This is a genomic window from Pedobacter folensis, assembly GCF_056490665.1.
The window spans coordinates 885,500-904,056 of the sequence record NZ_JBWJIF010000001.1; the positions used below are offsets into that span (position 1 = coordinate 885,500).

14 protein-coding genes and 1 riboswitch are annotated in these 18,557 nt (G+C 38.7%); of the genes, 12 read left to right on the forward strand and 2 right to left on the reverse strand.

The features are described 5' to 3' along the window. Positions 1 to 142 precede the first annotated feature (142 nt). The 6 genes from AC04QZ_RS03485 to AC04QZ_RS03510 all read left to right on the forward strand — a co-directional run bounded on the left by AC04QZ_RS03485 (position 143) and on the right by AC04QZ_RS03510 (position 7,651). Entirely contained in the window at positions 143 to 1,330 is a 1,188-nt protein-coding gene (locus AC04QZ_RS03485) for an ATP-binding protein (RefSeq protein ID WP_478356588.1), read from the forward strand. A 113-nt stretch (positions 1,331 to 1,443) separates the two neighbouring features. Next, positions 1,444 to 2,907 (forward strand): Asp-tRNA(Asn)/Glu-tRNA(Gln) amidotransferase subunit GatB, encoded by a 1,464-nt coding sequence (gatB, locus tag AC04QZ_RS03490; protein WP_478356589.1) that lies wholly within the window; start codon positions 1,444 to 1,446, stop codon positions 2,905 to 2,907. Next, the gene (locus tag AC04QZ_RS03495) at positions 2,907 to 4,019 is read left to right on the forward strand and encodes a redoxin domain-containing protein (protein WP_478356590.1); all 1,113 of its coding nucleotides are present in this window, start codon (positions 2,907 to 2,909) and stop codon (positions 4,017 to 4,019) included. The genes gatB and AC04QZ_RS03495 overlap by 1 nt, the downstream gene beginning before the upstream one ends. Positions 4,020 to 4,122: 103 nt before the next feature. Further along, a complete protein-coding gene (locus AC04QZ_RS03500; protein ID WP_029274338.1) occupies positions 4,123 to 4,812 on the forward strand; it encodes a response regulator transcription factor in 690 nt (229 codons plus the stop codon). A gap of 249 nt (positions 4,813 to 5,061) precedes the next feature. Beyond that, positions 5,062 to 5,784 carry an RluA family pseudouridine synthase gene (locus AC04QZ_RS03505; protein ID WP_029274339.1) on the forward strand — a complete coding sequence of 241 codons (723 nt, stop codon included), beginning with the start codon at positions 5,062 to 5,064 and terminating at the stop codon, positions 5,782 to 5,784. A 76-nt stretch (positions 5,785 to 5,860) separates the two neighbouring features. After that, entirely contained in the window at positions 5,861 to 7,651 is a 1,791-nt protein-coding gene (locus tag AC04QZ_RS03510; protein WP_086546353.1) for a chloride channel protein, read from the forward strand. A gap of 69 nt (positions 7,652 to 7,720) precedes the next feature. Here the strand turns inward: AC04QZ_RS03510 and AC04QZ_RS03515 are convergent, their stop codons facing one another. Both AC04QZ_RS03515 and AC04QZ_RS03520 read right to left on the reverse strand, forming a co-directional pair. Further along, positions 7,721 to 9,124: a sigma-54-dependent transcriptional regulator gene (locus AC04QZ_RS03515; RefSeq protein ID WP_086546355.1), complete on the reverse strand. Its 1,404-nt coding sequence runs from the start codon at positions 9,122 to 9,124 to the stop codon at positions 7,721 to 7,723. Positions 9,125 to 9,231: 107 nt separating this feature from the next. Further along, on the reverse strand, positions 9,232 to 10,479 hold the full coding sequence (locus AC04QZ_RS03520; RefSeq protein ID WP_478356591.1) for a serine hydrolase: 1,248 nt from the start codon (positions 10,477 to 10,479) through the stop codon (positions 9,232 to 9,234). 83 nt (positions 10,480 to 10,562) lie between these two features. Next, positions 10,563 to 10,758, forward strand: a riboswitch (cobalamin riboswitch). A gap of 95 nt (positions 10,759 to 10,853) precedes the next feature. Here AC04QZ_RS03520 and AC04QZ_RS03525 point away from each other — a divergent pair. Genes AC04QZ_RS03525 through AC04QZ_RS03550 form a run of 6 tightly spaced genes read left to right on the forward strand, consistent with a single transcriptional unit; the run spans position 10,854 to position 18,402 of the window. Beyond that, entirely contained in the window at positions 10,854 to 12,890 is a 2,037-nt protein-coding gene (locus AC04QZ_RS03525; RefSeq protein WP_478356592.1) for a TonB-dependent receptor plug domain-containing protein, read from the forward strand. Then, a complete protein-coding gene (locus AC04QZ_RS03530) occupies positions 12,887 to 14,020 on the forward strand; it encodes a YncE family protein (RefSeq protein ID WP_478356593.1) in 1,134 nt (377 codons plus the stop codon). The genes AC04QZ_RS03525 and AC04QZ_RS03530 overlap by 4 nt, the downstream gene beginning before the upstream one ends. Positions 14,021 to 14,029: 9 nt before the next feature. Next, entirely contained in the window at positions 14,030 to 15,145 is a 1,116-nt protein-coding gene (locus tag AC04QZ_RS03535; protein ID WP_478356594.1) for a YncE family protein, read from the forward strand. A gap of 60 nt (positions 15,146 to 15,205) precedes the next feature. Beyond that, positions 15,206 to 16,339, forward strand: coding sequence for a PKD domain-containing protein (locus AC04QZ_RS03540; protein ID WP_478356595.1), 1,134 nt, complete (start codon positions 15,206 to 15,208; stop codon positions 16,337 to 16,339). Between the two features lie 9 nt (positions 16,340 to 16,348). Next, on the forward strand, positions 16,349 to 17,284 hold the full coding sequence (locus tag AC04QZ_RS03545) for a PKD domain-containing protein (RefSeq protein ID WP_478356596.1): 936 nt from the start codon (positions 16,349 to 16,351) through the stop codon (positions 17,282 to 17,284). A gap of 14 nt (positions 17,285 to 17,298) precedes the next feature. After that, positions 17,299 to 18,402: a DUF5074 domain-containing protein gene (locus tag AC04QZ_RS03550; RefSeq protein WP_478356597.1), complete on the forward strand. Its 1,104-nt coding sequence runs from the start codon at positions 17,299 to 17,301 to the stop codon at positions 18,400 to 18,402. The last annotated feature ends 155 nt before the right edge of the window (positions 18,403 to 18,557 follow it).

The following is an 18,557-nucleotide window of genomic DNA, read 5'->3' on the forward strand; positions in this document are numbered from 1 at the left end:
AACTTATTGGATAATTTTTTATATAAATAATATTCAAAAAACAGCTGTTTGGCTTATATAAATCAATGATAATTTAATAACGGCTTTGAATTACTTAATACAATGAGTAATTTTACTCAACACATTGAGTAAATTGTTTAACATGTTCCAAAGATCTTATTTACAGCAACTTGTAAAAGTGATGAATGAACCAAAAAGGTTTATTCAGGTGCTTGTGGGCCCGAGGCAAATTGGTAAAACAACTTTAATCAGCCAATTGGTCAAGGAAATTGATACGCCTTGCATATTCGAATCTGCAGATGCTGTTGCCGCTTCTGACAGAACCTGGATAGAGCTGATATGGAACCATACCAGGGAACTCTTAAAAGAGCCTGGAGTTGATGAATATCTGCTGATCATTGATGAAATCCAGAAAATTGATAACTGGAGTGAAATTGTGAAGCGTTTATGGGATGAAGATATGCGAAATGGCATAAATTTAAAGGTAATTTTATTGGGCTCATCAAGATTATTAATTCAGCAGGGCTTAACAGAATCATTAGCAGGCAGGTTCGAATTAACCTATTTAGGGCATTGGAGTTTTGCCGAAATGGAAAGTGCTTTCGGTTTTACTGCCGAACAATATGTTTGGTTTGGCGGCTATCCAGGTGCTGCAGGTCTGATCAACGATGAAGACCGGTGGAAAAACTATGTGTCAAATGCTTTGATAGAAACCAGCATTTCGAAAGATATTTTAATGCTCACCCGTGTAGATAAACCTGCCTTAATGAAACGTCTGTTTGAATTGGGCTGTTTATATTCCAGTCAGATCTTATCTTTCACCAAAATATTAGGCCAGCTTTCTGATGCCGGCAATACCACAACATTATCACATTATTTAAATCTGTTAGATACAGCGGGTTTACTTGGTGGGATTGAGAAATTTGCAGCTGATGTAATCCGTAAACGTTCATCCAGTCCAAAGTTTCAGGTCCATAACAATGCACTGATAAGCGCTCAAAGAAATGAGTTTTTTGAAGAGATAAAAAAACAACCGGCAGAATGGGGAAGAATGGTCGAATCTTCAATAGGAGCACACCTCTTAAATTCTTCTTTTGTAGAAGGTTACAAAGTTTTTTATTGGAGACATAGAAATGATGAAGTAGATTTTATTTTAGAAAAACGTGGTAAAATAATCGGCTTAGAAGTTAAAAGTACGGGATTGGTTACAGGCACTTCCGGAATGGATGCTTTTAGCAAAATGTATAAACCCGATAAAATACTTTTAGTGGGTGCCGGAGGTTTACCCTGGCAGGAGTTTTTAAAAATTTCTCCATCAAGCCTTTTTTAACGAAAGCGTAAATAATAACTATATTTGACCTCATAATATTTAACCACAGATTAAATCAGCATTTAGAGGTGAAATCTGTGGTTAATAAAACCTATAACAATACGAAGCTTTAAATGCCTTTACAAGAAACAAGCCCCCAAACTCCTTTCGAACTCGTTTCAGGACTGGAAATCCACGTTCAGTTAAATACAAACACTAAAATATTTTCCGCTGATAGTGCATCGTTCGGGGCTTTACCCAATCAAAATATATCTACAGTTTCGTTGGCATTGCCCGGAGCTTTACCGAAGTTAAATAAAGAAGTAGTTGCAAAAGCAATCCGTATTGGCCTGGCTTTAAACTGTACCATTAACCAGACCAACCATTTCGACCGTAAGAATTACTTCTATGCCGATCTGCCAAAAGGATATCAGATTACGCAGGATAACCAACCGATTTGTGTGAATGGTTTTCTGGAGCTTCAACTGGCTGATGGTTCTACAAAGAAAATCGGGATCAATCGCATCCACCTGGAAGAAGACGCCGGAAAAAGCATTCATGATCAGGACGACAACTATTCATTAGTTGATTTAAACCGTGCAGGTGTACCTTTAATCGAGATTGTAACCGAACCCGATATCCGCAGTTCAGAAGAAGCTTCGGTATTGCTGAGCGAAATCAGAAAACTCGTAAGACATTTAAATGTAAGCGATGGCAATATGGAAGAGGGCAGTCTGCGTTGCGATGCCAATATTTCTATCCGTCCTCAGGGTTCTACCGAATTTGGAACACGCTGCGAAGTAAAAAACCTAAACTCCATGCGTAACGTACGTAGGGCAATGGATTTTGAATTTGGCCGCCAGGTAGAAGTGATTAATGAAGGAGGAAAGATTATCCAGAGTACCTTAAATTTTGATGCCGATAAAGGTACTACATCACCAATGCGTACCAAGGAAGAGGCTAATGATTACCGGTATTTTTCAGATCCTGATTTACAACCCATTCACATTTCTGATGCCTGGTTAGCAGAGATCAAATCGTTAATGCCTGCGCTTCCTAATGAAATATCGAAGCAAATGGTTTCAGAATTTGGGATCAGCAAGGCAGATGCAACGCTTTTTGCAGAAGATTTAGACCTGTTAAACTATTTTAATCAGGCTCAATCCGCTGTTCATAACAAAAAAAGCCTGATTAACTGGTTAATTGGTCCGATTAGAGCAGTTTTAAATGAAAAAGGAATTGCCATAACCGATTTTAAAGTTAACCCGGCGCAACTGGCAGAAGCCATTAACCTGGTTGATGATAAAAAAATCACACAACAGATTGCTATTCAACAATTATTACCCGCTGTTGAACTGGAAGCAAATGCAAAAGTTACTGATTTGGCACAATCGTTAAACTTACTGATCTCTGAAAACGGAGACGAATTAAGTAGTTTTATTGATGAAGTGTTAAATAAATATCCACAACAGGTAGAAGCGTACAAGAAAGGCAAAAAAGGCGTTTTAGGTTTGTTTGTTGGCGATGTAATGAAACTTGCCAAGGGTAAAGCTGATGCTAAAAAATTAAATGAATTAATACTTGAAAAACTGAAATAATGAGACTAAAACAATTGAGCCTGATCATGCTGATAGCGATTGCTTTCACTGCATGTAAACCCAAAGATAGCTTTACGATTGACGGAACTTTCCAAAATCCTGGAACGGAGAAGAAAGTATTTTTATACGGTATGCAGAATAGCAATATGGTTGCGATCGATTCTACCAATCTATCGGAAAAAGGTGAATTTAAATTCATCCGTAAAACGCCATCGGTTGATTTCTTTAGGGTATCGGTAGGTAACCATGAGTTTATGTTGATTGCCAAAAATGGCGATGACATTAAATTAGAAGCTGATTTGGCCGACAAAACAATGGCTTATAAAATTTCAGGTGCAAATGAAGTTGAAAAATTATCAGAACTAAATACCATTAGAAACAATTTTGCCAAACAGGTAGAAAAATTACAGGCTGATTTCGAAGCGAAAGTAGCAACACAGCCTCAAAACAGGGCAGCTGTGTTAGAATCGATGAAACCTCAGTACGAATCGTACATCAATCAATTGAATACGCAGATTATAAAATTTGCTAAAGACAATAAAGGTACGCTAGCCAGTTTTTATGCCATGAATACTTTAAGTCCGCAGGAATTTGAAGCAGAATTGGTACAATTTGCTGATGAGGTTAAAGAAGAAATTAAAGGCAATGCTACGGTTGATACCTTTGTAAAACAGATGGCACTTTTAAAAGCCGTTCAGGTAGGACAGGTTGCGCCGGCATTTACCATCAATACAGCTGATGATAAACCGGTAAGTTTATCAGACTATAAAGGGAAATACGTACTGATCGATTTCTGGGCATCGTGGTGCCAGCCTTGCCGTCAGGAGAATCCGAACGTAGTTAAGGTTTACAATAAATACAAAGCTAAGAACTTCGATATCATCGGTATTTCGTTAGATACCGACAAGGCAGCATGGTTAGGTGCAGTGAAAGCTGATGGATTAACCTGGACACACGTTTCGGAATTGAAAGATTTTAATGGTGTAACGGTAAAAAAATACCAGGTACAGGCTATCCCAACATCTTACCTGGTTGATCCTTCCGGAAAAATAATAGCCAAAAACCTGCGTGGTGAAGAACTGGAGGCCTTTTTAGCCAAAACGTTACTTTAAAACAAATTCCATGTTAAACTAATTTAAGTAATTAACAATTTCTTAACTTAGGCTTAACTAAATATTGCATCATAGACACTACTTTCGTAACAAATATTTAACTATGAACAACGCAGGTCAGAAAATATTAATTGTTGATGATGAACCGGATATTCTGGAGCTAATTGAGTATAACCTTAAAAAAGAGGGTTATCAGGTTTTCACCGCTACCAATGGCCAGGAAGGAATTACTGTTGCGAAAAAGGTACATCCGGATTTAATTATTCTGGATATTATGATGCCTAAGATGGATGGAATTGAGGCTTGCCGTTTAATGCGTGCCATACCTGAATTCAAGAATACATTTATGGTTTTCTTAACTGCCAGAAGTGAGGAGTATTCGGAGATTGCTGGATTTAATGTAGGTGCTGATGATTATATCGCAAAACCGATTAAACCACGTGCTTTAGTAAGCCGCATTAATGCGATTTTAAGGAGAAATACCGGAACAGAAGAAGTATCGGAGAACAAACTGGAAATTGGCGATTTAGTGATCGACCGTGAAGCTTATTTAGTATTTCAAGGTGGCAACAAGGTAGTATTGGCTAAAAAGGAATTTGAGCTTTTATACTTACTGGCTTCAAAACCAGGAAAAGTTTATACCCGCGAATCGATCCTTAAAAATATCTGGGAAGACTCGGTAGTCGTAACCAACAGAACCATTGATGTTCACATCCGTAAACTGAGAGAAAAATTAGGTGAAACTTATGTATCAACCGTAAAAGGGGTAGGTTATAAGTTTGAGCTTTCTTAAGTAATAATTATAAAAGCTAAAGTTATTTAGCCGCTCTGATCTACATCGGAGCGGCTTTTTTTGGACTTAAATTTTCAATTAGATCCTGAAACAAGTTCAGGAGGACGATACGCGTAAAGAATTCGTCATGCTGTCCCGAATATTTGGGATCAACATCTTTCCAGAATGTGGTCCTGAAATAAATTCAGGGTGACGACTGCCTTAAAAAAATAAAATCGTATTTTTGCACTTCATTAATTACAGCACAGTTTGAAGTTTCCTAATTTTAAAGACCTTATTCTTTTCGAAGACAACGATTTTATTGTTATCAATAAACCTCCATTTTTAGCCTCGCTCGATGAACGCGGCGGATCTGGAGAAACCAATGTATTACGTCTGGCCAAACAGTATAGCGATGATGCACAGGTTTGTCACCGTTTGGATAAAGAAACTTCCGGTGCTTTAATTATCGCCAAAAACCCTGAAGGTTATCGCCATGCTTCCATGCAGTTCGAAAGAAGAAAGGTGAATAAAACTTACCACGCGGTAGTAGACGGGCATGTCATTTTCGACCAGTTAACGGTTGATCTTCCAATCTTGAACGATGGCAATAAAAATGTAACCATCGACAGGGCAGAAGGTAAAAGAGCGGAAACCATTTTCGATTCTTTAAAATACTACAAACACTACACTTTGGTAGAGTGCAAGCCAATTACTGGTCGTATGCACCAGATTCGTATTCACCTGGCTACGCAAAGAGCAGCCATTGTTGGTGATGACATGTATAAAGGGAAACCCGTTTTTCTTTCGTCAATTAAGAGAGGTTATAAATTAACCAAAGGTGAGGAGGAGCAACCCATTATGAAACGTTTCGCATTACATGCCAGGCATTTGGTTTTTAAAGGTTTAGATGACAAAGATATTGTGATTGATGCACCTTATCCAAAAGATTTTGCAACCTTAATTAAGTTACTGGATAAATTTGATGCATAAAACAGCCCTTTAAATTGGCTCGTTTCGTTGTTTTTGTTACTTTTGGGCTATCCGCCCTCTATTAAAAAACAATAGAATGTACATCAGATTTGTAAATTACCTTGATCAGATTAACCAATACCGAAAATCTAAAATATCAAACCGTAATTTCTTAATTATCCTGGCCGTAATTGTCGGGATTTTAGCAGGACTTGCAGCTGCCGCCTTAAAAAGTTTAACCCACCATATCGAAGAATTTCTTCAATCAGACTGGCACTGGAAATATAAATACTACCTGTACTTCATATTTCCAATGATTGGTATTTTTTTAACGGTTTTGTACATTAAATACTTTATCCGTAAAACCAAGTTCGAAACAGGTTTAACGCCTTTGCTTTATGCCATCTCAAAAAAATCGAGTAAGGTAGAAGCACACAATATTTATTCGCAGATTATTACCGCAGCTGTAACGGTTGGTTTTGGCGGGTCAACAGGGCTGGAAGCTCCAATTGTGACCAGTGGATCGGCAATAGGCTCAAACCTTGGCCGTTTGCTGGGTTTATCTTATCGTGAAATTACCATGCTAGTGGCCTGTGGTGCAGCAGCCGGTATTGCAGGAGCATTTAACAGCCCGGTGGCTGGGATTGTTTTCGCTATTGAAATTCTATTACCTGAGTTTACCATTCCGGCATTTATTCCGCTATTATTATCGGCCGCAACAGCAGCAGTAGTAGCAAGATTATTTTATACCCAACAGCTTTTCTTCTTAGTTACAGAAGGATGGAAGGTAAACGCTTTGTTTTACTACGTGATACTAGCCTGTTTTATTGGTTTATTCTCAATCTATTTTACTAAAGCCAATTATGCTGTAAAAGGATTATTCTATAAAATCAAACATCCTTATACCAAAGTAATTGTAGGCGGTTTAATGCTTGGTGTTTTAGTATTCCTGTTTCCAACACTATATGGTGAAGGTTATATTACCATAAAAGGTTTGTTAAAAGGCGATTATCAAGCAGTGATCAACAACAGTATTTTTGCCGATTACAATACCATTCCGGCTTTAGTAGTGCTGTTTACAGTGGTAACCATTTTTATGAAATCGATAGCCACCTTGGTTACCTTAGGTGCTGGGGGTAACGGTGGCACGTTTGCGCCGAGTTTGATTATGGGTGGTTTAATCGGATTTATCTTTGCTTATGTGGTCAATTTATCCGGCCTGGCGCAGTTAAATGTATCTAACTTTATTGTTGCGGGCATGGCCGCTGCTTTAGGCTCGATTATGCATGCGCCTTTGACCGGTATTTTCCTGATTGCCGAAATTACCGGTGGATATATCTTAATGGTACCGCTAATGATTACTACTGCCATTTCTTACGCGATTAACCGCAGCTCACAAAAACATTCTATCTACACCAAAGCACTGGCGGATAAAGGCGAGTTATTATCACATGATGATAAAGATACGACTGTTTTAAACCAGATGAAACTGAAGTATTTGATCGAAAAAACCTATCCGCAGTTAAATATGAACGATCTGATTTCGGTTAAAATGAATGAGATTATGCAATCGCGTAAAAACATTTGTGCGGTTACAGATGAGCTGGGCGATTTTAAGGGCATCATTTATATCGAAGAACTATTTAATGAAATGATTAATCACCCGGATAAGGAAAACCTGCAAGCTTCTTATCTGGTACAACCAGCCCCAAATGTGATTACTGAAAATGATGATCTGAAAATGGTATTAGAGAAAATGGAGCAGGATAATGTATGGATTTTACCCGTATTAACTGCGCAAAACCAGTATCTGGGTTTCGTTTCTAAAACAGCAATTTTTAATAAATACAGAGCATTACTGATGAGACAGAATGATTATATGGGATAGGAAGGGGTTTTAATGTTGCAGCATAAAAAAGAAGTCAAGTTTTAAAAACTTGACTTCTTTGCTATAATGCTATTCTGCTCTTTTTAAGCCGAATTTCTCAATTTTACTATACAAATGGCTTCTTTGGATATCAATTTCATCAGCTGTTTTTGATACATTCCAGTTGTTTTTCTCCAGTTTGAATTTGATAAACTCCCGCTCTGCGTGATCTTTATAATCCTGAAAGTTATTGAACGAATCGAAAGAAGAAGCCAGGCTCGAGCCTCCAGCACCTGCAATTTGCGCACTGGTCGCTGCACCAATGTTTGTGCCACCGCCTGGATTGGCAAAAGCACGTACATCATTTTCAGTAATTACCTTGTCGCTCAGAATAATCAAGCGCTCAATCATATTGTGCAGCTCACGTACATTCCCTGTCCAAGGTAAAGCTTTTAAGGCAGACATACCACCATCATTTATTTTCTTAACCGGCATTCCATAATCGCTGCAGATATTTTCTAAAAAGTTCTGGGCAATAACGGGAATATCATCGGTACGCTCTGTTAAATGTGGCACATGGATATTAATTACATTTAAGCGGTGGTACAAATCCATACGGAAATTACCATCTTCGATTTCTTTTAATAAATCTTTATTGGTTGCCGCTAAAACGCGAACATTTACTTCAATTTCCTTTTCTCCACCCACACGCGAAATTTTATGCTCCTGCAATGCACGTAAAACTTTTGCCTGGGCAGAAAGGCTCATATCGCCAATCTCATCCAAAAATAAAGTTCCCCCATTGGCCAGTTCAAATTTACCGATGCGTTGTTTAACTGCTGAGGTAAATGAACCTTTCTCGTGTCCAAATAATTCACTTTCAATCAATTCTGATGGAATCGCAGCACAGTTCACCTCAATTAAAGGGCTATCAGCACGGTTCGATTTTTCGTGTAACCAACGGGCTACCAGCTCTTTACCGCTACCATTTGCACCAGTAATTAATACACGCGCTTCAGTAGGGGCAACACGCTCTATCGTTTCCTTAATTTTAGAAATGCTCTCCGATTCGCCTAAAATCTCACGGGTTTTACTCGCTTTGCGCTTTAAAACCTTGGTTTCAGTAACTAAATTTCCACGGTCTAAACCATTACGAACGGTAATTAGTAAACGGTTTAAATCAGGTGGTTTCGAAATGAAATCGAAAGCTCCCTTTTTACTGGCTTCAATGGCCGTTTCAACTGTACCGTGACCCGATATCATAATGAACGGTAGATCGGGTTTAATGATCTGTGCCTGTTCGAGCACTTCCATACCATCCATCTTATTCATCTTGATGTCGCAAAGTACCAGATCGAAATTTCCTTTTTTGATCATTTCGAGGCCATCGATACCGTTATCGATATCTTCAACATCGTAATTTTCGTACTCCAGAATTTCGCGTAAGGTACTCCTTATCGCTCGCTCATCGTCAATTATTAATAATTTAGCCATTAGAGATGTATTCTTTAATTTTGAAATGCGAATATATTATTTTTTAATTAATGTATAGTTTTTTATACAATTTATACGCAATAAACCTTAAAAGATCAGGAAAGGTTTTAATGGGCATAATCCATTTTGAACATACCTAAATCGGGCTTATACTTTTTAGGTCTTTTTAATTCGAAATCATAAATGGTACGCCCCAGATTTTTCATAAAAGGAAAACAAACTGTTTCGTATTCGTACTTATTATCGTTAAATATGCCATCCTCATTACTCTGTACTACTGCTGTAAGGAAATATTCGATTACATTCTTAAAATCAACAAAATAAGAATTATCGATGATGTAACCGTAACTGTCTCCATACTTATTAAAAATTCTAATATCAGGATCAGGACTTACCTGTTCTCTTCCGTAATACAGCATTTTCGCGTAGGTTGGCCAAAATTCTTTTGGATCGTATTTAGGAAAATCACTTTCTGTAGGATATTTACTCATGTACGTATAAATCAGCTTATAATCTTCTGGTGTGAGGTTAAACCTTTCTTTCGGCGGATAAGCATCAGGAAAAATTAATTTCTGCATCAGTTTCTGTTGATCGTTAATGGCGAAGGCATTTTTGCCCCCAAGGCTAAAAGGCTTATTTACCAGCTTATCGGTACTATCCATGTATCCTGTGCCCATTACCAGATGGCTTAATTTCAATTCATAATCTTTTGGATCATACTGGGCAGCCTGATCATACACCAGATGATCACCATTATAAAATTTAATGGGATTGGTATGTTTGGCAGATTCACCCGCATCACCAATGGCCAGGCGGTTTAAAATACGGCTATCATTTAAGCCATTTGCCTTTAGTTTTTCGTTAATTTCTGCCCGGCCGATAAATTCGAACAAACGGTTAAAGGCATCGTTATCACTGGTCAGCAAAATCTTTTTAACATAATGCGCTATTGATGGAAGCCCGTTTTTAGCACTCGAGTCTTTTAATACTTTCGTTTGTCCTTTAAATGCACTATCGGTAATCATGGCACTGTTAGCCGTTAAGCCTGTATTTCTTAAACGATTTACTTTTTCTAAAGCAAAAATGACTGCAGCCAGTTTAACCGTACTGGCCGGATAAAAATAGTGGTGCGGATCTAAGTTGTAACTAAATGTTTTAAACGTGGGTTTATTTTTCGCATCGCGGTTAACCTGCGTATAAAGAATCTGAATCTGGTTTTGATCAGGATGATTGAGTACGGCAGAAAAAAGTTCTGGCCTGGTTTCCATCAGTTTCTTCAGAAAAACGGTATCGGTTTTTTGCGCCATAACAGATAGGCTGATTAATGAAAAAGCAACAATTAATATTCTTTTCATAGGTAAAAAATTGATTCCTAATTTAGTCTTTTCTGTTAAAACCTCCATTTTCCATCATCCATTTTACAAGTTATTTAATTTTATTACTTTTGCAGCGCTTTTGGTTTCCGGCTTTACACCCGGAATTAAAAGGGAATACAGTGTAAATCTGTAACTGTCCCGCAGCTGTAAGCTCCTTAACGGATTTCCAATCAATCTGCCACTGTTCCGACTCGTCGGGATGGGAAGGCCGGAAACCCGGGAGTAAGTCAGAAGACCTGCCTTAGCATTATATTTCATAGCTTTCGGGGATTGAAGCTAAGGGGTGATGTACTTACGTATTCGTATTTCATTTCTTTTCCATCTGTTGGCTGTGGGTTAAACTCACAATCAAAATGACACATAAACATTCTGCCTATGCGGGCACAATGCATTTTTTTCTATTTTCTTCCATTTTATGGACAGGATTTCTATTGCCTTTAAATACAAAGGCACAGAGCGATAGTACCCTAAAAAGCACACAGCTAAAAGAAGTTCAGATTAAGGAATATCGGTTAACCGAACAAAGTAAATCGCCTACACCGGTACAAATCCTATCAGCTGATGAGCTTAAAAGGATAAACAGCCTGTCTGTTGCCGATGCCATCCGCTACCTTTCGGGTGTGCAGCTGAAAGATTACGGTGGAATAGGTGGAATGAAAACGGTTAATGTACGTAGTTTAGGCACCAACCATACTGCAGTTTTTTTAGATGGCATCCAGATTGGCAATGCGCAGAACGGCCAGGTAGATTTAGGTAAATTCTCGCTGAACAATCTCGAAGAAATTTCTCTATACAGTGGTCAAAAGCCAGAATTACTGATTCCAGCGAAAGGTTATGCCTCCGCAAGCAGCATTTACCTCAAAACCAAAGATCCTGATTTCGAAAAAAGCCAAAAGCAAAAGATCGAACTCGGATTAAAAAACGGATCATTCGGACTCATTAATCCATCATTAGTTTATTTGTACAAGATTAACGAAAAACTAAAGGCCAGTATCAATACCGAATATATCCATGCAGACGGGAAATATAAATTCAGGTACACCAACGGGGTTTTCGATACCACTGCGGTAAGAAACAATGGAAACGTGGAGCGTTTCCGTTTACAGGCTGCATTATTTGGTAAATTTAATGGCGGTAAATGGCATGCACAGGCCTATTCATTTTTATCAGACAGGGGACTACCCGGAGCAATTGTAGCCAATAGATTCGATTTTACACAAAGAATATGGGACCGCGATTTCTTTATCCAGGGAAATGCAGAAAAAAACTTATCGAATAAATTTTCCATTCTGGTAAATGGTAAATATGCTTATATATATCAACGCTACCTTGATCCTGATTATGTAACCACCACAGGTTTTTTAGATAACCGGTTTAAAGAACAGGAAGCCTACCTGTCGGTTGCTGCCAAATATAAAATCAGTTCAGTTTGGGAGGCTGCTTACGCATCTGATTACAACTTCCAGACTTTAGATGCCAACATATACAGGTTTCCTTATCCTACTCGCAATACCTTCTTAAATGTTTTAAGTTCATCCTTCATCTTTAAGCAGCTCAATATCCAGGCAAACCTGTTAAGCACAACCGTAGTCGATCGGGTAAAACTGTATTCCTCATCCGGAAATAAACAGGTTTTTAGTCCAACCGTAATGCTCTCCTGGAAACTATTAAAAGATCAGGATATCCGGGTCCGTGCATTCTATAAAAACATATTCAGAATGCCAACCTTCAACGATTTGTATTATACGTTTATCGGCAATACCCTGTTAAATCCCGAATACACCAAACAGTACGATGTTGGTGTAACCTATTTCAAGAACTTCAAAAACCATGAGATCAAATTTATCGATATCCAATCGGATGTATATTATAACCGTATAAAAGATAAAATTGTGGCACAACCCGGTGCAAACCTGTACCGTTGGATAATGTACAACATCGGCCTGGTTGATATCCGTGGTTTAGAACTTAACGCAAAAACAGCGTTCGAGCCGATTAGCAATTTCACCATCAACATTGGCATCAATTATACTTATCAGAAAGCCGTTGATGTAACTTCAAAGCTTGAGGAAACTTATCAAGATCAGATTCCTTATATCCCTGAAAATAGTGGATCATTTCTTACCCGGTTAGATTATCATCAATGGCACGCCAACTATGGATTTATTTATACTGGATTCCGTTACAACCAAAAAGCAAACAACATTTACAATTATATGGAGCCATGGTATACTCATGATGCAGCTATAGGTTATGAATTTAAGTTGAAAAATGGTAGCATAGGTATAAACGGAGAAGTAAATAACCTGCTTAACCAGTATTACGATATCATCCCAAATTTTCCAATGCCAGGTAGAAATTACAGGTTAACCTTAAACTATAAATTATGAGGCATTTAAAGTTTTTAATATTCGTTTTGGCTTTTCCTATAGTGATTATCAGTGCCTGTAGAAAAGATCCGCAGCCGCTACCATCTGAAATAACCAAAGTAGAACCTGAGCCAACATCAGTCATTAAAGGTTTTTATCTGGTGAATGAAGGCAATATGAACATGAATAAAGCTTCGCTTGATTATATGGACCTCGTAAACGGTATTTACACCCGTAACCTGTACAATCAGGTTAATCCCGAAGTAACCAAAGGTTTGGGCGATGTAGGCAATGATATTGGCCGATACGGTAGCAAACTTTATGTAGTGGTTAACATATCAAACAAGGTTGAGGTACTGAACATTAAAACCGGTAAAAAAATCGGACAGATCAATATCACCAACTGCCGTTACATCACATTCAGTAATGGAAAAGCGTATGTAAGTGCTTATTTAGGCAAAGTTGGCGATCCGAAGGCCCCTAATGGGATAGTGGCTGAAATTGATACCACGGCACTAAGGGTAAATCGAACTATTGAAGTGGGCAGGCAACCGGAGGAAATGGCCATTATTGGGACTAAACTTTATGTAGCCAACTCCGGAGGATACAGTCCGCCCGATTACGAACATACGCTTTCCGTAATCGATCTTTCCAGTTTTACTGAAATTAAAAGAATCGAAGTGGCCATTAATCTCAGCCGCGTAAAAGCCGACCATTATGGCGACTTGTACGTCAGCTCGAGAGGAGATTATTACACCATTCCAGCTAAACTTTTTGTTATCGATAGCCAAACCGACCAGGTTAAAAAGGTATTCAATATCGCGGCCAGCAACCTCGTGATAGATGATGATTACGCCTACATCTACAGCACCGAATGGAACTACATTGAAGGCAAGAACAAGATTACCTACAACATGATCAATACGAAAGATGAAACCCTGATGGATCGCAAATTCATTAGTGATGGCACTGAAAAAGACATTAAAATTCCTTACGGAATTGCGGTTAACCCCATTAGTAAGGACGTTTACGTAACCGATGCCAAAGATTACGTTAGCCCAGGCAAATTACATTGTTATAGTCCCGAAGGGCGATTAAAATGGTCGGTTACCACAGGCGATATTCCAGCACACATCACATTCACAAATTAAATATATACCATGAGCAAACTTTACCAAAAACACATTTTAATTATACTGGCCGCAACGGCCATATGTATTTCTGCCTGTAAAAAAGATAAAACTGAAATAGCGGAGAAAAAACAAATCATTACAGGTACCAAGGGCATTTACATGCTTTGCGAAGGGTTGATGGGAGGTGGTAACAGTGCCATTTCTTACTATGATATGGCTACAAAAGCAACAGTTAAAGATTATTACAAACAGGTAAATGGTACATCGCTCGGCGAAACCGCAAACGATTTAGAGCAATACGGCAGTAAAATGTATTGTGTGGTGGCTGGTATTCAGGGTACGAAACAGTCATTTCTGGACATTATCGATATCAATACCTGCAAATCGCTAAAAAGGATTCCATTCAATTCAGCAACGGATGGTTACCTGCCAAGGTTTGTTGCCTTTTATAAAGACAAAGCTTATGTATCGCGTTATGATGGTAAAGTGAGCCGCATCGATACCGCTACAATGGCTATTGATGGTGAAATAATGCTTTCAGAAGGCCTTGAGCAGCTGGCGGTAGCAAACGGAAAATTATATGTATGCAATTCATCGCACCCTTTTTATCAGAACGGAGCTAAAAATAAGGTATCAGTAATTGATCTCGCCTCCTTTACCAAAACAAAAGACATTACCGTAAACAATAATCCGGTAAGAATACAAACAGCAGATAACGGCGATTTATTCGTGGTATGCTGGAACGACTACATCATCAATAACGACCCATCGCTCGATCGAATCAGTAGTGCCAGCGATACCAAAACAGGTTCTTATAGTTACGATCTCGGCATAATTGCGATCAATGGCTCAACAGCTTATGTAGCCAAAGATATTTATTCCAACCCTGAAATTAAATCGCTTAATACAGCAACTGGTGCCATTGGTACAGGTTTAATTACAAGCGGACAGGCTATAAATATACCTTACGGATTAACAATCAATCCCTTCAATAAAGAAGTGATTGTTGCTGATGCCAATAGCTATGGCAGCACCTCAGGATCTGCTTATGGTGTTGGAACAGATGGTAAAGTAAAATTCAGTTTTGAAACTGGCGCATTGCCTCAGCACGCTGTATTCAATTACAGTTACAAATACGAATAAGGGAGCATCATTATTCCTATCAAATTACACACAGAATAAATAATTTAATAAAACACATACATGAAAAAAAGTTATCTCTTATTAGCGCTTGGTATTGCTACGCTGGTATACAGTTGCAAAAAAGACAATGAAGCCGTTCCTGATGTTAACCTCTTTATTAAAGGAGAAACCATGACTGGAAAAGTGAATACCAAAACTGTTTTTGCCGCAGGAACAAATAATGGAAAAGGCTTTAATCACCAATGGAAACTCGATGGTAAAGTAGTAAGCAGCACTTATAACTACGATTTTACACCCCTAAAAGCCGGTACTTATGTAATTGAATATACCGCGAGCAACAACGCCGGATCTTTTTCGCACAAATACACTGTAACGGTGCCAATTCCGGTAGTGGAGATTACCACAAACAGCACCAAATTTATCACCACCGTTTTTGAATATCTACCAGCGCCAGGCCAGTTTATCAATGAAGGTTTGGGAAGCCTTGCAGGTGCACAGAAAATTATTGGTGATGTAAGCAAAACCAGCATGGTTACCTTAGGTGGTTTTGGTGGTTATATCATTTTTGGTTTCGACCACTCGGTAGTAAACAATACCGGTGCCGACCTCGCCATTTATGGTAATCCGATTGGTGGTACAACTCCTTTTGCCGAGCCAGGGATCGTTATGGTGAGTCAGGATATAAATGGAAATGGCAAACCTGATGATGAATGGTATGAACTCGCCGGGAGCGAATACAACAATCCGCTGACCATTAAAAACTACGAAATCACCTACACCAATCCGAAAGGTTTTGCCAATGTAAGCTGGACTGACAATCAAGGTGGCAGCGGAACTTACGATGTAAACAATTTCCACAAACACAATTTCTACCCAGAATTTGCACCCGATCAGGAAAAATTAACTTTAAAAGGAACATTACTGCCTTCAACATGGGGTAAAAACGGCAGTATTTTCATTAACAATGCCTTTCCATGGGGTTATACTGATAGTTGGTCGATAGAGGATGATTATGCCACTAAAAGATATAACAGTTTTGATCTTGATTGGGCCGTTGATCAAACCGGAAAGAAAATCGCCTTAAAAACCATCGATTTCGTAAAAGTTTATACCGGGCAAAGAGAAAAAGGAAACACACTTCTTGGAGAAGTCTCAACCGAAGTTAAAGGCGCAGTAGATCTGGGAATTAAATAAAACATGCTGATGAAAATAAAATCAATAATAAGCTTAGCACTTTTATCTGCTGTACTTCTTTCCTGCAAGAAGGAAAATCCGGCAGAAAAAGAGGAGGAAGGAGATAAACCAACAACAAACCAATCGCCATACCTCCATAAAATATATGATTTTAAGCAAGCACCCGGACAGTTTACCAACGACCTTGTAAAGACCGATATCCTGATCGGCAGTGCAGGTAATGGACTGGTTTCATTGGGCGGTTTTGGGGGATACATTATATTCGGCTTCGACCACAGTGTAACCAATAGCTCAGGGGCAGACCTTGGCATTTATGGCAATCCGCTTATTGGTGCAGGTATGGAATTCTCTGAGCCTGGTATTGTTTGTGTAATGCAAGACCAGAATAAAAACGGTTTGCCTGATGATGTGTGGTACGAACTAGCTGGAAGTGAATATAACGATCAGGCAACCATCAAGAATTATAAAATCACCTATTATAAACCCTCGAAATTAACGGATGATATCCGCTGGACGGATAACCAGGGCAAAGAGGGGTTGGTATTGAGAAATCAATTCCACACCCAGGATTATTTTCCTTCCTGGGCCACTACTAATGAAATTTCTTTCACCGGAACCTTGATTAAAAACACACTTGCTCCCGGAGAAATCATTACAAATAAACCATTCAATTTTGGTTATGCCGATAATGGATCAAGCGAATATTTAAGCTTGCAGGAACAATTTGGCAGGGGATACAATACCTTCGATATCGATTGGGCTGTTGATGCTACTGGTAAAAAAGTAACGCTTGCCTCTATCGATTTTGTAAAGGTTTATACCGGGCAAAACAGCAACGGAAATCCTTTCAGTCCGGATAATGATAACGACCGTTCGCGCTATATCGGAGAGATTTCGACAGAATTCGGCGGAGCGGTTGATCTTAAACTTTTAAAAAATAAATAACACCATATATCAGAATGAAACAATTCAACTTTAAACAAATATTTGTAGCTGCAGCAATTTTAACAACGGGTCTTTATGCTTGTAAAAAAGACAGTGTAAATGATATACAGATTGATCCAGTCGCAGGAAAATATGATAACGGCTTTTTTGTAATCGGCGAGGGATCTTACGGACAGAGTGCAGGTGCAGTAAGCTTTTACCGTTATGGTGATGATACCCTTTCCATTAGGGCATATGAGAAGGAAAACCCGGGAAAAACCTTATCAAACACCGCTAAAACAAGTACTTTGCAGTTTGCTTCGATAATTAATGGCAGTATTTACCTCATGAGCAAAATAAATGGTCCGATTGTTAAAATAAATGAACAAACTTTAAAAGAAGAGGCCAGATACGTACAGGAAGCCAGCAACTGGAGAAGTATTATACAAGTTGATGGGAGCAGGGGTTTGGTCAGTGCAAATGATGGTGTGTACCAGATCGACCTGAATACGCTTACCGTTCAAAATAAACTAACAACAGTAGGTGCGGTAAATACGGGCGATATGTGGAAGAAAGGCGATTACGTTTACCTGCTACAGAGTAATGGTGCGAAGATTGTATCTTCCAGTAACTATTCGCTGGTCAAGAGTTTTTCAAACATCAACCGTGGATTCGCACAAACACCAAATGGAAAAATCTGGGCTTCAACAGGTAGCCGTTTAATTGCAATCGACAATAATTTAGACACTGCAGGTGTTGGCCTAGCCGTTGCTGTAGGATCATTCGGTCTTGATGCACCAACCCGTATTACGGCCTCAACTAAAGAAAATGCCGTTTTCTATCATTCAGGAAAAGCAATTTATAAATATATCGATGGCGATAAAACATCCTTAGCACAGCCATTTATCAATATCACCGAAGATCCTTTTATGGTATACGGTGCTATTCGTTACGACAGGAATAAAGATTATATCGTTGTTAACGGAATCCAGGGTTACGGTGCAGCTTCTACAGTAAATTACCTGCTCATCTACAATGCATCAACGGGTGCTTTGGTGAAAAAAATTAAATACGGTGGTGATGGGGTAACCACAGATTTTACTAAAATCTATTTCCCTGATTTAGCCATATTCCATTAAAATAACATTCAATAATAACCTCTCAACCTAAAGGTCTGCATTTTTTTGCAGGCCTTTTTCTATTTCTATGGTCTCTGTCTCCACAGACCGTCAAGAATTAATTCACGGATTCTAATCTGAGGCCCTGATTTATAAACCCGGTAGGAGCGGCAGCC

Excerpts from the sequence above, each read along its gene's own strand:
- AC04QZ_RS03485 (WP_478356588.1), top strand. The coding sequence starts at position 143 with ATGTTCCAAAGATCTTATTTACAGCAACTTGTAAAAGTGATGAATGAA.
- gatB (WP_478356589.1), top strand. The coding sequence starts at position 1,444 with ATGCCTTTACAAGAAACAAGCCCCCAAACTCCTTTCGAACTCGTTTCA.
- AC04QZ_RS03495 (WP_478356590.1), top strand. The coding sequence starts at position 2,907 with ATGAGACTAAAACAATTGAGCCTGATCATGCTGATAGCGATTGCTTTC.
- AC04QZ_RS03500 (WP_029274338.1), top strand. The coding sequence starts at position 4,123 with ATGAACAACGCAGGTCAGAAAATATTAATTGTTGATGATGAACCGGAT.
- AC04QZ_RS03510 (WP_086546353.1), top strand. The coding sequence starts at position 5,861 with ATGTACATCAGATTTGTAAATTACCTTGATCAGATTAACCAATACCGA.
- AC04QZ_RS03515 (WP_086546355.1), bottom strand. The coding sequence starts at position 9,124 with ATGGCTAAATTATTAATAATTGACGATGAGCGAGCGATAAGGAGTACC.
- AC04QZ_RS03520 (WP_478356591.1), bottom strand. The coding sequence starts at position 10,479 with ATGAAAAGAATATTAATTGTTGCTTTTTCATTAATCAGCCTATCTGTT.
- AC04QZ_RS03525 (WP_478356592.1), top strand. The coding sequence starts at position 10,854 with ATGACACATAAACATTCTGCCTATGCGGGCACAATGCATTTTTTTCTA.
- AC04QZ_RS03530 (WP_478356593.1), top strand. The coding sequence starts at position 12,887 with ATGAGGCATTTAAAGTTTTTAATATTCGTTTTGGCTTTTCCTATAGTG.
- AC04QZ_RS03535 (WP_478356594.1), top strand. The coding sequence starts at position 14,030 with ATGAGCAAACTTTACCAAAAACACATTTTAATTATACTGGCCGCAACG.
- AC04QZ_RS03540 (WP_478356595.1), top strand. The coding sequence starts at position 15,206 with ATGAAAAAAAGTTATCTCTTATTAGCGCTTGGTATTGCTACGCTGGTA.
- AC04QZ_RS03545 (WP_478356596.1), top strand. The coding sequence starts at position 16,349 with ATGAAAATAAAATCAATAATAAGCTTAGCACTTTTATCTGCTGTACTT.
- AC04QZ_RS03550 (WP_478356597.1), top strand. The coding sequence starts at position 17,299 with ATGAAACAATTCAACTTTAAACAAATATTTGTAGCTGCAGCAATTTTA.